The organism is Methylomonas sp. 11b (assembly GCF_000515215.1).
Taxonomy (GTDB): domain Bacteria; phylum Pseudomonadota; class Gammaproteobacteria; order Methylococcales; family Methylomonadaceae; genus Methylomonas.
Genome location: NZ_KI911557.1, coordinates 2569384 through 2582264, shown reverse-complemented (window position 1 = coordinate 2582264; position 12881 = coordinate 2569384). Strand labels below are relative to the sequence as shown.

9 protein-coding genes are annotated in these 12881 nt (G+C 50.8%); 5 read left to right on the top strand and 4 right to left on the bottom strand.

Features of this window, described 5'->3' with window-relative positions; translation table 11 throughout:
- Window position 1 precedes the first annotated feature (1 nt).
- Both METH11B_RS0112385 and METH11B_RS0112380 read right to left on the bottom strand, forming a co-directional pair.
- The gene (locus tag METH11B_RS0112385) at window positions 2–1306 is read right to left on the bottom strand and encodes a hypothetical protein (RefSeq protein WP_026602282.1); all 1305 of its coding nucleotides are present in this window, start codon (window positions 1304–1306) and stop codon (window positions 2–4) included.
- A gap of 41 nt (window positions 1307–1347) precedes the next feature.
- Window positions 1348–3384 carry a cytochrome P450 gene (locus METH11B_RS0112380; protein WP_197026953.1) on the bottom strand — a complete coding sequence of 679 codons (2037 nt, stop codon included), beginning with the start codon at window positions 3382–3384 and terminating at the stop codon, window positions 1348–1350.
- Between the two features lie 460 nt (window positions 3385–3844).
- Here METH11B_RS0112380 and METH11B_RS0112375 point away from each other — a divergent pair, with 460 nt between their 5' ends.
- The 3 genes from METH11B_RS0112375 to METH11B_RS0112365 all read left to right on the top strand — a co-directional run bounded on the left by METH11B_RS0112375 (window position 3845) and on the right by METH11B_RS0112365 (window position 8035).
- Window positions 3845–5461 carry an alkaline phosphatase D family protein gene (locus tag METH11B_RS0112375; protein WP_026602280.1) on the top strand — a complete coding sequence of 539 codons (1617 nt, stop codon included), beginning with the start codon at window positions 3845–3847 and terminating at the stop codon, window positions 5459–5461.
- A gap of 84 nt (window positions 5462–5545) precedes the next feature.
- Window positions 5546–6799, top strand: coding sequence for a glycerophosphodiester phosphodiesterase (locus tag METH11B_RS0112370; protein ID WP_026602279.1), 1254 nt, complete (start codon window positions 5546–5548; stop codon window positions 6797–6799).
- Window positions 6800–7234: 435 nt separating this feature from the next.
- Window positions 7235–8035, top strand: coding sequence for a PEP-CTERM sorting domain-containing protein (locus tag METH11B_RS0112365; protein WP_026602278.1), 801 nt, complete (start codon window positions 7235–7237; stop codon window positions 8033–8035).
- Between the two features lie 164 nt (window positions 8036–8199).
- On the opposite strand, the gene METH11B_RS0112360 is transcribed toward METH11B_RS0112365, so the two are convergent.
- Entirely contained in the window at window positions 8200–8982 is a 783-nt protein-coding gene (locus METH11B_RS0112360) for a thioredoxin fold domain-containing protein (RefSeq protein WP_026602277.1), read from the bottom strand.
- 121 nt (window positions 8983–9103) lie between these two features.
- On the opposite strand from METH11B_RS0112360, the gene METH11B_RS0112355 reads away from it, so the two are divergent.
- Complete coding sequence (locus METH11B_RS0112355) at window positions 9104–9304, top strand: hypothetical protein (RefSeq protein ID WP_026602276.1); 201 nt, start codon at window positions 9104–9106, stop codon at window positions 9302–9304.
- Between the two features lie 196 nt (window positions 9305–9500).
- On the opposite strand, the gene fnr is transcribed toward METH11B_RS0112355, so the two are convergent.
- Entirely contained in the window at window positions 9501–10250 is a 750-nt protein-coding gene (gene fnr, locus METH11B_RS0112345; protein ID WP_026602275.1) for a fumarate/nitrate reduction transcriptional regulator Fnr, read from the bottom strand.
- A gap of 232 nt (window positions 10251–10482) precedes the next feature.
- Here fnr and parC point away from each other — a divergent pair, with 232 nt between their 5' ends.
- On the top strand, window positions 10483–12720 hold the full coding sequence (parC, locus tag METH11B_RS0112340) for a DNA topoisomerase IV subunit A (protein ID WP_026602274.1): 2238 nt from the start codon (window positions 10483–10485) through the stop codon (window positions 12718–12720).
- Window positions 12721–12881 lie beyond the last annotated feature (161 nt).

The following is a 12881-nucleotide window of genomic DNA, read 5'->3' as shown; positions in this document are numbered from 1 at the left end:
TTTATAAGCATCTCAGCCAAGCAGCCAGATTGGTCGTGGAAAATAAACCTTCGTGAATCGCCCGGTTATTGGCGACATTTTTCACGGACAAATCGATGTAGGCGCTATACCAAACCAACTCGGCGAGCTGGCTGTTTCTGGCGAAATTTTTGAAACGTTGTTCGTCGCGGGAGCCGCCGCGCAAGGCCAGCCATTGCGTATCCGGAAAGCCGCGGTCCTTACCCAGTTGGGTGTTGCTCCACACCGCGGTCAAGCCGACGCTGGCGTGGTCGATAAATTCGCCCAGATAGTTTTCCCAGCTACCGTCGTAGTTGCTCATAAATAACAAGCGCTTGTTGCCGGGCAGAATCACCCAGCGGGCAAAATGGATGGTGACGATGCCGCTAAGGTCGCCCTTGGTGGCGACTAGTTTGGCAACCAGATTGATGCCTGCCAGCACCACGCGTAAGGTGGTCAATCTGAACCAGCCGGGTTTGATGTCAATGACGCTGGTTAGATGGTTTTGCAATTGCCGGTCTTCCACGCGCTGAATAGCTTCCATTTGCTCGGAAACAACCCAGGGCTTGTCGTCCTGTTTGTCGCGCATTTCATTCCAGCGCAACACCACTGCGAATGCGACGCCGGCGATCAGTACCAATACTGCCAAAAACTCCACCAGCGGCCCGAACATGCCGAAGAAGCCGCCCACTAGCAATATGCCCAAGACGACCAGCAAGCCGTTGAAGATGTTTTGCCCCATGTTGTTCAAAAACGGCTGCGGAGTGGGTTTGTTGATGTTACCTAAATGTTTGACGATGTCGGCATGAATCTCGGCGGGCTGTTTAGCCGCGAGTGCCGGGCGATTGGCGTCGATGTAGTCTTGGATACGTTGGCGGATTTGCTGTTGCTCGTAAATGGTGTTGCGGGTTTGCCCCGGATGAGCGACATAAAAGGCATTAGCACCGAAATCGTTTTTCAATAAATAGTCGGCCAGTTGGCTGGTGTTATTGCCCGGATAATCCTTGCAGCAGCTATACACGGTATTCACAAAGTCCGGATTACCGGCAAGCAAATCGTTGACGAATTGCTTCACGTCGCCGTCGATATTGGCTTCGAAAGCCAGTAGCGCCGGCTCGCCGGTATCCACCTCCGAGGGATGCGTGCCGGGGATAACGAAAAAGGTGCAGTAGTGCAGTTGTTGATAATTGGAAAATTTAATCACCGGATTGTTTTTGATATCGGTGCCTATCGGCGCCAGATACGCCTCCAGCTTTTGTAGCTGGTCCGGCAATATTTCCGTGATAACGGTCATGGGGTTTTGTTGCATACACACGTCCTCTTGAAATTATTATCGTGCTGGTGAAGAAATTACCGATCAAAGCTCAGGACAAATTGATCGGGAAACGGTCCGTCGTACAAAATGCCGCTGCTTATTTTCAAGTTGTTCAAGCGCAGCAAACTGGCTACCAAGGTTGGGATTTGGATGCGATTGATGTATTCGCCAAAACAGCGGTGCATGCCGTCGCCAAAGTGCATATACCGATCCAGAGCGCGATCGTCACGCACACTGAGCGGCTCCGGCCAAGCGCTTTCGTCGAACATCGCCGAAGCGGTAAACGCGAATACTTCGGTACCGGGCGGTATCTTGACGCCGGCAACCTCCGCGCCGTTTTTGCAATGTCGGCGCATAGCCGCCGCCATGGTGTTGAAACGGAACACGTCGAAACACAAGTGCAATAGCTTGTCTTCGTCATCGACCACCTGTTTGGCGCGTTGCAAGACATCGGGTTTGCTAAGCAATTGCTCGACAATCAAGGTGGTGGCCATTGAGGTGGTATCCAGCGCGCCGACGATCAAGCCGGAGATGTTGCGGCGAATGCCATCGTCGTCCAGATCGTGCTCGCCGTCCATGCCCATTTTGATGAGACGCGATAGAAAATCTTCAAACTGCTCGCCTTGTTTGATGCGCTGCCGGCGTTCGGCGATCAGATTCAGCAGATACGGCCCCATTTCCCGGAACGATTGTTCGGCGGTGATTTGAATACTGCGCTGGCTGCTGAGATTCAAAAACAGATCGTGAAACAAAGAACGCATCCAGCGCATCATCGTCACTTCGTCAGGTCCAGGTACGCCTAGATAATCGCGAATAAAACGCCGCGCCACCGGCCGGGTTAATTGCGACACCATATCGATGCGGCCCACCGGCAAGGCGGCTTGGATCATCTCGTCGCAATGCTGGCGGACGATGCGGCGAATTAGTTGGTCTTCGCCGGGCTTGATCACTCGGCGCAATGCGCCTTGCTCTTTGCTATAGGCTTCCGAGCGATCCATGCCTAAGAAAAACGGCCCGTTCAAACGCTGCATATTCGGGGCGTTGATTTCGGCGATGGTGAATTCGGTATCGCGCGCCAGGGTCTCGCGCACGTCGCTGTCACTGGTGACCAAAGCGCGTTTGCCCAACACCAAAACCGGCTTATGTTTACGTAACAATCCGAATAGCCAGCGCTGTACTGTGGCGCCGGTCAATAGGGCGATACCGCGCGCCAGGTAGTAACTGACGAAATTTTGCGGTGTGGTGGACGTGGGGTGATAGTCCAGGACTGGTGTTGGCGCGGGTCGATGTTCGCGGTACATTTTCAAGGCCAGGGCGCCAGTAGAGCTGGCACGTAACTGCTCGACGAAAGCTTGGTAGGCAGCGGGCAATGCCTCCTTGGGCGGTTGTACACCGCCAAATTGTTCCGGTAACAAAACCGGCGCGGATAGCGCAGCCAGGCAATAATCGGCAATGGTGGGACCGTCGCCCAGCAAATAGGCTCTGCCGTCGGCCAGCAGCGCATCCAGCTCCGCAAAGATCGCTTCGATTTGTTGTTTGCAGGGTTCGACTTGTCCTGGATCAGCAGGCAGGGATTTTTCCATGGCTTTAGCCAATACGGGATAAGCGCGTTCGGCCAACCATTTTTGCCAGTTAGGCACCCGCTGTTGCCAGAACGACAGCACCGTTTCTTTTTGTGGCAGCAACATCGCATAGCCGTAATTGCGCGTCGCCAGGCCCAATTTGTCCACCAGCAAGGCCAGCAAGCGTTCGGTTTCCGCCATGCCTTTCTCGTCGCGTGGATACAGCCTTAGTTCGGCAGGCAAACGGGCATTGATGTATTGCAGCGATTCGCGCATCGTACATAAGGTTGCTTCGCTGGTGATCAACACCGGCATGGCCTTAGCATCGGTGCCTGCCAACAGGAAGGCGGGTAAGTGCAGCATCGGCACGCTGCCTTCTTCCCGATACGGCACCCCGCCGTAGTCGAGCATCCAGCGCACTAATTCACTGATATGGGATACCGGAATCGTCAATAAACGATTCAGTTGTTTGGAGTTGGCTCCGCGCCGCGTACTTCCGGGTTTGATCATGATTCCTTCCTCTTGCTTGCTATTGTTATAGTTATTAATGCTATAGCTGGCATAACCGGCGACCATTAGTCGTATCGGCTTGAATGGCATGTTGATATGCGCGCTTGGTAAAACAACTTGCCGGGCTGCTTACGCACGCCGTTATCGGCGGCCAAGCAATTGTTAATCCACCCGTGAACCAAACGCCGAGCTTTAACGGAATATCAATAATAGACCAATCGTAACTAATTGAAATAAAAAGCGAAAGACAAAATGTTGCTTAGCAACAACCGTGCCTAAATGCGAAGCACGTCACAAAACGCGCTGGGCTGCGCCCGCCTGGTACCTAGCAAACGGAAAGCTTCTCTGTCGCCGAAATCCGCTGCAAATCTTCCGATTCTTTCTATGCGGACCTTAATCAGATTGTCATTTGCCGCTGCCTATAATCCCGGCCTCTTCACAACGCTTAGGAGCAGTCGCGATGCAAGTATTAAAACCCAGCTGTCATTTTTTAAAACCGGCCAAACTGGCATTGGCAATAGCCGGCTTGTTAGCGCTGAACGCGCCGGTATTTGCACAAACCGTTGATGTGCCGCAAATGGAACAAGGCATCCAGATCGGTGATTTGGCACCCGGCCGTGCGATAGTTTGGAGCCGTGCCGACCGCCCGTCGCGCATGATGCTGAAATATGCTTATAACCCGCAGTTTAATGACGCGATTAGTGTCCGCGGTCCGTATGCCTTGGCCGAGACCGACTTTACCGCCCGCCAAGACCTGACGGGTTTACCCGAGGGCAAAGACGTTTATGTCAAAGTCTGGTTTGAAGATTTGACCAACGCCCGCGGCAAAAGCGAACCGGTCATTGGACATTTTCATACTATCGGCAAACGCGACGATATTCGTTTCGTCTGGGGCGGCGATACCGCCGGCCAAGGTTGGGGCATCAACGAAAGCTTCGGCGGCATGAAGATTTACGAAGCCATGCGCCAAGTGCAACCGCAATTTTTCATTCAAAGTGGCGACAATGTTTATTCCGATGGCCCGATTCCGGAGAGCAAGCTGGCCGAGAATGGCCAGGTCTGGACTAATGTGGTGACGCCGGAAGTAAGTAAAGTCGCGGAAACCTTGGACGAGTTCCGTGGCCGCTACAAATACAATTTGCTGGACGAAAATGTCCGTCGCTTCAATGCCGAAGTGCCGCAAATCTGGCAGTGGGACGATCATGAAGTGGTCAATAACTGGTCGGATTCCAAGGACTTAAGCAATGATTCACGCTACACCGAAAAAAATATACCGACGCTAATTGCCCGCGCCACTAAAGCCTTCCTGGAATATGCACCTCTGCGTCCGCACGACGCCGAAGAATCCGAGCGGATTTATCGCAAAGTTTCCTACGGTAAATTGTTGGATGTGTTTGTGCTGGACATGCGTAGCTATCGCGGCCCGAATACCGCCAATCTGCAAACCCAGGAAAATGCCGAAACCGCTTTCCTCGGTGCCGAGCAAATGGCTTGGTTGCAGGATGAGTTGAAACGCTCCAAAGCCACCTGGAAAGTCATCTCCGCCGACATGCCGATTGGTTTGAATATCGGTGATGGCAATACTGCCCAAGGCCAAGCGCGTTGGGAAGCGGTTGCGAATGGTAACAACGGCCCGGCAGCAGGTCGGGAACTGGAGGTTGCTCGCTTGTTGAGTTTTATCAAGCATGAACATATCAACAACCTGGTTTGGTTGACTGCCGATGTCCACTATGCAGCCGCGCATTATTACGATCCTGCCAAAGCGGCATCCAAAGACTTCGCGCCGTTCTGGGAATTCGTCGCCGGTCCGTTAAATGCCGGTTCCTTTGGCCCCAATAGCACTGATGGCACCTTCGGCCCACAAGTAGTTTTCTCCAAAGCGCCGCCAGCCGGCCAAGCCAATCTGTCACCTTATGCTGGCCTGCAATTTTTTGGTGAAGTGAATATCGACAAAAAAAGCCGCGCTATGACGGTGGATTTTAAGGACATCGACGGTGCCGTTGTCTTCAGCAAAACCCTGCCGGCGGAAGCCGAACGTGAGCGCGGGCACGATCATCACGACCGCGATCACGACTAACACCAAGTTGCCGGGGCGGTATTTGCCGCCCGGCAATTTCTCTGGTTAAGCCATTTAACTTCAAGCAAAATAAGGACTCCATTTATGTTGAAACCCACGTTATTGACAATTGCCATGCTGGCTGCAATCGGTGCGCAAAACAGTGCTCAGGCGCTGCCGCACAGCGAACATCACGAACATGCCAGTGCCGGCCCCTTGGTCATAGGCCATCGCGGCGCGTCCGGCTATCGTCCTGAGCATACTCTGGCTGGCTATGCCTTGGCGATTGAAATGGGTGCGGATTTTATCGAACCCGATTTGGTACTGACCAAGGACGGCCAAATGATTGCTCGCCACGAACCGATGATAGGCAGTACCACCGATGTGGCGAACCACCCGGAATTTGCTGATCGTAAAACCACCCGCATGGTCGATGGTGTGGCAGTAACCGATTGGTTTGCCAGCGACTTTAGCTTGAAAGAAATCAAAACCCTGCGCGCCATCCAAACCCGCGGTCGCGATAATTCTTATGACGGCGAGTTTGAAATCCCAACCTTGAACGAAGTGATTGCGCTGGCCAAGCTGCAAAGCGAAAAAACCGGTCGTCGGATTGGCATCTACCCTGAAATCAAACATTCCACCTATCACGCCGATCTGAAGAACGCTAAAGGTAAACCTTTATTCGGTAAAAATTTCTTCGAAGACAAGCTGCTGAAAAAGCTACATAAGGCATACGGCAACAGTGCTTGCGCGCCGGTGTTCATCCAGTCTTTCGAAGTCAGCAATCTGCAATATTTGAACCGCAAAACCGACATCAAATTGGTACAGCTGATCGATGCGGACGACGTCAATGCCGACGGCTCGATGTCGCTGGTTGCGCCGTATAAACAGCCGTATGACTTTGTCGTGAAAGGCGATCAACGTACTTTCGCCGATTTGCTGAGCAACGACGGTCTGGATTTTGTAAATACCTACGCGGATGCGGTAGGTCCGTGGAAGCCTTATCTGGTGAAAACCGTAGCTGTCGATTTTGACCGCAACGGCGATGGCAAAATCAACATTAATGACCGTATTGTCGAAGGTAGCACCGGCGTAGTAGAAATGGCCCACGACAAAGGCTTGCTAGTGCACACCTGGACCTTCCGCAATGATGCCAGCGGCTATGGCTTCGCTGACCCGCAACAGGAAATGACTTATTACTTTGATTTGGGTGTGGATGGCTTGTTTACCGACTTCGCCGACACCGGAGTAGCTGCGCGCGATGCGTCGATTAATGCGGAACATGCCGGTTTTCTGGGACGTTGTGAATCTCGCGACGACGATGGACATGAAGGTCATGCGCGCCATCATGTTCGCTGATTTGTTGTAATTCTTTAAAGTAAAACCCGGCGCGGGCGGTGCCGGGTTTTTAGGTCTGTCCTTAAATTATGTGATGCCTAGTTGGATATAAATCTACAAGTTGGTCTGTGGGTGAAAATGGGCAAGTTGCTAGTCTCCAAATCTCATGCCTTTCCCGTTGTACCATAAGTTCTCTCCGGCAATGGCCTGTTTTGGGCGTCACGTAAAAGTCTTTCCATATCCCCAAGTACGATGGAATTAAACGTCGATAAATTTTACATTTTTTAGTGGAAGTTGAGTATTCTTCTGGGTAATTTATAGCATAAAAGTCATATATATCAATTTATTAGCTATTTTTATTTTAGATTTGCCCATATTTTGCTTTGTTGCAGAGGCGTGCAGCCATTTTAGCTGCTGCCATTGAAAATTTAACTTCTACTTAATTCTGGAGATACTATGAAAACCAATGCTTTTGCGGCGCTTGTTGCTGCTGTGCTACTAACCCCAGCCGCACATGCGGGATTTGTGAATGGTAATTTTGAAACCGGCGATGCGAGTGGTTGGACAACTGGCGGCGGCTACAGAGGTAACGAATTAAACTCAACTCTGGATCCTGTGAATTACTTGCCAGGAGGCAGTAACTATAATTCTTCCTTAAACCATTCCTCTATTGTGACTGCCGGTTTTGATGCTAACACAGGGAACAATCTTAACCGAGTCTATAGCGGGAATTACTCATATCGTGTGGAAGACACTGTTACTGGCGGTTATGCTTCCGCGATTACGCAAACGGTAAGCAATTATCAAGACAGCAGCATTTTCTTTGCGTGGGCTGCGGTATTGCAAGGTGCTCACGGTGTCAATGATGCCGCAACTTTCAAATTAACGTTAACAGATTTGACCAGTATGTCAGTTTTGGTAAACAGAGAATATAACGCGGCTACTACCGGTTCAGGCGTTGACTCGCGTTTCACCTATAACGCTTCAACCGGATACTACTACACTGCTTGGCAAGTAGAGCAGTTGACTAACCTTACGTTAGGTCATACTTACCAGCTGAGCTTATTGGCTGCGGACTGCGAGCCAACCGGGCACAGAGGCTATGTCTATCTCGACGGTTTCGGTGCTGTGACTCCTCCGGTGGTGGATAACGGCACCGTTCCAGAGCCAGGTACCTTGGCTCTGTTAGGTGGCGGTTTGTTGGGTATGACCCGTTTGGCGCGTCGTAACGGTAAGGTTAATGTGATCGCCGCTTAATTAAGTTGTCGTAAACAGCCTGAAGATTGGAGCGGGCAGTTGGAAAAATTTGAATGCCCGTTCATGATGTTAGTTTTTTCTTTCAGGCCGTTTCTTTGAGATGTACCGCAGACTTCGGTTTGCGGTACTCAATGTCAAGCTGGCGCCTCCGAACAGTTTGAGCGTTACCGGCGGGTGTTAGGATTCGGAAAAAATAGTTGCTGCTTAATTTTCTCACGTAGCAATGCGAGAGCCTGGTGATCATCCCAGCCGCTCATAGTAGAGCCGTCCGCGAAGACGACGATAGGTGTCACCATTCGCCCCATCCCAAAGAAAAATCCAATATCGTTCATCATTTCGTGCGGATATGAACAACCCGGGCTAGCAGGTTCACTAGGTGCATTTTCGCGCATCATTGCCTGCCAGGATTTTGCGGCATTGCTAGAACAATAAATATTGGCTGCTTGCCGGTAGCCGTCTTCGGTTAATCCAACCGGTGCAACAAAAGCGGAAACATCTTCTTGCTCAAAGGCTCTTTCAAGTTTTCGGCAAAATGGACAATCCGGAGCCGACCAAATTACCGCCACTGCCGGTTTTCGGCGTTGAATAAAAATAAGATTTTCAAATGGCAGATACTTGATCTGTTCTTTCAGCCAATTTCTTTTTCCTTCTGAGTTGTTTTCCAAGGGGGAGCGAATGCTCCAGCCTTGAGTTCTTACATTTCCCAGCCAAGCCATATCTTCTCGAAAATAGGCGGAAGGAGCACCCGGCTGCCCCGAGCGGACGGCATAAAAGCCCGGAAAAATAGTGGGTTCGATGTGGTGTCCTTCCCGCAACGCTACACGTGTTTCTCGTTCGAACGCGGTTTTAGCCTTGGGTAGGTCAGGTTTCCAAGAGGGGCTGTCAGCAAGCGTGCTTTGGCCTGCTATACAAAGGGTCGCGATTAAAAAGCTTTTTAATGTACTCATGTGATTTTTGATGTCAGATTTCTTTACAAGACATTGTCAGAAATGTCCGGCCGGTGATTTCAGCGTCTGCGGTTTTTGCAGATGCTATTCGGAGTAGGAATTTAACGCTGTTGGGGGCATTTTGATAAGACCAACCGATCTGACGGGCCGCTATTTTATCTCTACTGCTGCGCGGTTATTAAATATATTCCTGGCATTTTACAGCCATTTGACATCGATCAAATGGCCTTATCCGATCAATGTCATGATGTTGTCCAAGCCTTATGGCTTGAAGTGCATCTCCTTTGATAATGCGCAGTTGCGCGGCAAAGGCGAATTATAAAAACATCGTCACAACCGGAAAACTTATGAAATTAATCAGCCAAGTATTATTGTTAGTTATCGCAGTAACCACCCTGGCCGCATGCGGCGAGCAAGGTGTTGGCCCGAGCAAACCAAAAGCTGATTCCTCTAAAGAAATTAAATAAGCGGCTTTAGCTTGGAATGCGATATTGCCGTGTCTTTTCGGTCCGGCAATATCAATCCGGGACACCGGCGTGGGCTGTGCAATTTATAGTGCAAGAATTAACCGCGGTTCTCAACGCGCTTAAATTGTGGATTTTTATCCCGCGTTGCTTAACGGAAATAACCCCTTGTTGGCTTAAATAAGCAAGCTGTCGGCTGACTGTTTCAATCGTCAGACCCAGAAAATTGGCGATATGCAGACGGCTCATCGTTAAATTGAATGAGGTGCTGGAAAAACCCAATGCTGCATAGCGTTGCGAGAGCATCAATAAAAAAGTCGCCATCCGTTCCTTAGCGGAGCGATGTCCAAGCAAGATAATCTTGTCGTGATCGGACGCAATTTCCTTACCTAAAATTCGCATCAGCTGGCTATGTAAGCTAGGTATCTTGCCGCATAATTCATTGAGATTGCTTAACGGCAGTTCGCAAACCGAGGCGGTTTCCAGCGCAACTGTGGTACAAGTAAAACGTCCATATTGCAGCGAATCCAGCCCCATCAATTCTCCGGGCAAATAAAATCCCATGGTTTGTTCTTCGCCTTCCGCGTTAGCGATAAAGCTCCGGAAAGAGCCTGATTTAATGGCATACAAACTGCGACAAGTATCGCCTTGCCGATAAAGTAAATCGTCAATATGCAGCGGCCGCCGTTCGCGAATTATATTCACCAGTTCTTCGACTTCGGACTGTTGTAGACCAAATGGCAAACATAATTCGGACAGCTTGCAGTTTTGGCAATTGACCTTGGTGGAGTTGGTTTCAGTCACGTTTGCCCTTGGTTAATGTCGCTGTAAATTGCATAGTAACAGAGCTTGATAAATTACTTGCCTTGCCTTGTGCTCGCGTGAGATTTTTCCGCGTCTTTCCTGGTCCAGCCAGGCTTGTCCAGCTGACTGCATCCGATTTCCGATACGCCATCCTTTCGTGACTATGGTATTTTAGCGACCCTATATCGCGCCGCCATTCGCCGGCTTACAACACAGGAATATTCGCAAAACAATGGGTGTACAGGAAAACTTCGAACAACTCCCGCTAAAAGAATTCACCGAAAAAGCCTACCTGGATTACTCCATGTACGTGATTTTGGACCGGGCTTTGCCGCACATCGGCGACGGCCTGAAACCAGTACAGCGCCGGATCGTGTATGCGATGTCGGAACTGGGTTTGACCGCGCTGGCCAAGTACAAAAAATCGGCACGCACCGTCGGTGACGTGCTGGGTAAATACCATCCGCATGGTGATTCTGCTTGCTACGAAGCCATGGTGTTGATGGCGCAGGACTTTTCTTATCGCTATCCGTTAATCGACGGCCAGGGCAACTGGGGTTCACCGGACGACCCAAAATCCTTCGCGGCGATGCGTTATACCGAATCCCGCTTAACCGCCTATGCGCAAACCCTGCTCAGCGAATTGGGTCAAGGCACGGTGGACTGGACCGACAATTTCGACGGCACCTTGAAAGAGCCCAGCCTGATGCCGGCCCGCTTGCCGAATGTGCTGTTGAACGGCACCATGGGCATTGCAGTGGGTATGGCCACCGACATTCCGCCGCACAATCTGCGCGAAGTCGCCAACGCCTGTCTGCAATTACTGGACGATCCTGAAACGCCACTGGAAAACCTGCTGACGCATATCAAGGGGCCGGATTATCCAACTGATGCCGAGATCGTCACGTCTACCGCCGATATTCAAAAAATGTATGCGACCGGCAATGGCTCGGTGAAGATGCGTGCCAAATATGAGCTGGAAGATGGCAACATCGTCATCACCGCTTTGCCGCATCAAGTCTCCGGCGCCAAGTTGCTGGAACAAATTGCCGCGCAAATGCTGGCAAAAAAGCTGCCAATGATCGAGGATTTACGCGACGAATCCGATCACGAGAATCCCACCCGCTTGCTGGTTATTCCCAAGACCAAGCGCATCGATGTCGATGCGGTAATGTCGCATTTATTCGCCACCACTGATCTGGAGAAAAATTACCGGGTCAATATGAATATGATCGGTTTGAACGGGAAGCCGCAGGTCAAAAATCTACGGATGATTTTGACCGAATGGATCAGCTTCAGAACCGAAACCGTGCGCCGCCGTTTGCAATATCGCTTGGATAAAGTGCTGGCACGTTTGCATATTCTGGAAGGTTTGCTCATCGCTTATCTGAATATCGACGAAGTGATTGCCATCATCAGAGCCGAAGATCATCCCAAGCCGGTTTTGATGGAGAGGTTTGGCTTGAGCGATTTGCAAGCCGAAGCCATCCTTGAACTGAAGCTGCGCCACTTAGCCAAGCTGGAAGAAATGAAGATTCGCGGCGAACAAGACGAATTGGAGCAAGAACGGCAGGCGCTGGAAAAAACCTTGGGTTCCGAGCGATTGCTGAATCGTCTGATCCGCAAGGAAATCGAGCGCGACGCGGAAAAATACGGCGATGATCGTCGTTCGCCCATCGTCGCGCGTGATGCTGCGCAGGCGTTGGATACCACAGAGCTAATCGCCAATGAGCCGGTCACTATTATTCTGTCGCAAAAAGGCTGGATACGCGCTGCGAAGGGTTACGACATCGAGGTGGAAAGTCTCAGCTATCGAGCCGGCGATGCCTATTTGTCGTCAGCGCGAGGCCGAACTACCCAGGCTGCTTATGTGTTGGATTCCACCGGGCGGGTCTATACGATTACCACCCACGATCTGCCGTCCGCGCGCAGTCAGGGTGAGCCGCTGACAGGTCGGCTTAATCCGCCGCCCGGCAGTTTGTTTACCGATGTGTTCACCGGGCAGCCTGACGATTGGTTGTTGATTGCTAGCAATGCAGGTTATGGTTTTCGAGTGCAGTTAAAAGAACTGCAAAGTAAAAATAAGGCCGGTAAGGCCCTGTTGAGTTTGCCGACTGGCGCCAAAGTTTTAACCCCAGCGTCAATTCCAACTGGTCACGACTTGCTGGCGGTTGCAACATTGCAGGGCAGATTGTTGATATTTCCGGCGTTGGATCTGCCCGAGCTGGCGAAAGGCAAGGGGAATAAGCTGATTCAGATTCCTGGCGGGGACTTGGCTTCCGGTAAGGATGCGGTGGTTGCGGTAACAGCGCTGTCGGCGAACAGCGAATTGAAAATCGTCTCCGGTAAACGGCATGTCACGCTCAAAGCTATGGATATTGCTCAATATACCGGTCATCGTGCCAATCGTGGCACAGCATTGCCGCGTGGCTTCCAAAAAGTGGACGGACTGGACTGCGTCGTGGATTAAAACTTCAAATACATTATGTCGATGTTTGTGCTGATCAGTAATAGGCTAAAAAGAGTTTGTTAGTGAAAAGTAAAAAATCTGTTGACGTAATTAATCTATGTCTTTATGATAGCGATCTTTCTGGAGTGCTTCTGCTCTTCGGGATAATAAGAAGGTCAATT

Excerpts from the sequence above, each read along its gene's own strand:
- METH11B_RS0112370 (WP_026602279.1), top strand. The coding sequence starts at position 5,546 with ATGTTGAAACCCACGTTATTGACAATTGCCATGCTGGCTGCAATCGGT.
- METH11B_RS0112385 (WP_026602282.1), bottom strand. The coding sequence starts at position 1,306 with ATGCAACAAAACCCCATGACCGTTATCACGGAAATATTGCCGGACCAG.
- METH11B_RS0112380 (WP_197026953.1), bottom strand. The coding sequence starts at position 3,384 with ATGATCAAACCCGGAAGTACGCGGCGCGGAGCCAACTCCAAACAACTG.
- parC (WP_026602274.1), top strand. The coding sequence starts at position 10,483 with ATGGGTGTACAGGAAAACTTCGAACAACTCCCGCTAAAAGAATTCACC.
- METH11B_RS0112365 (WP_026602278.1), top strand. The coding sequence starts at position 7,235 with ATGAAAACCAATGCTTTTGCGGCGCTTGTTGCTGCTGTGCTACTAACC.
- METH11B_RS0112360 (WP_026602277.1), bottom strand. The coding sequence starts at position 8,982 with ATGAGTACATTAAAAAGCTTTTTAATCGCGACCCTTTGTATAGCAGGC.
- METH11B_RS0112375 (WP_026602280.1), top strand. The coding sequence starts at position 3,845 with ATGCAAGTATTAAAACCCAGCTGTCATTTTTTAAAACCGGCCAAACTG.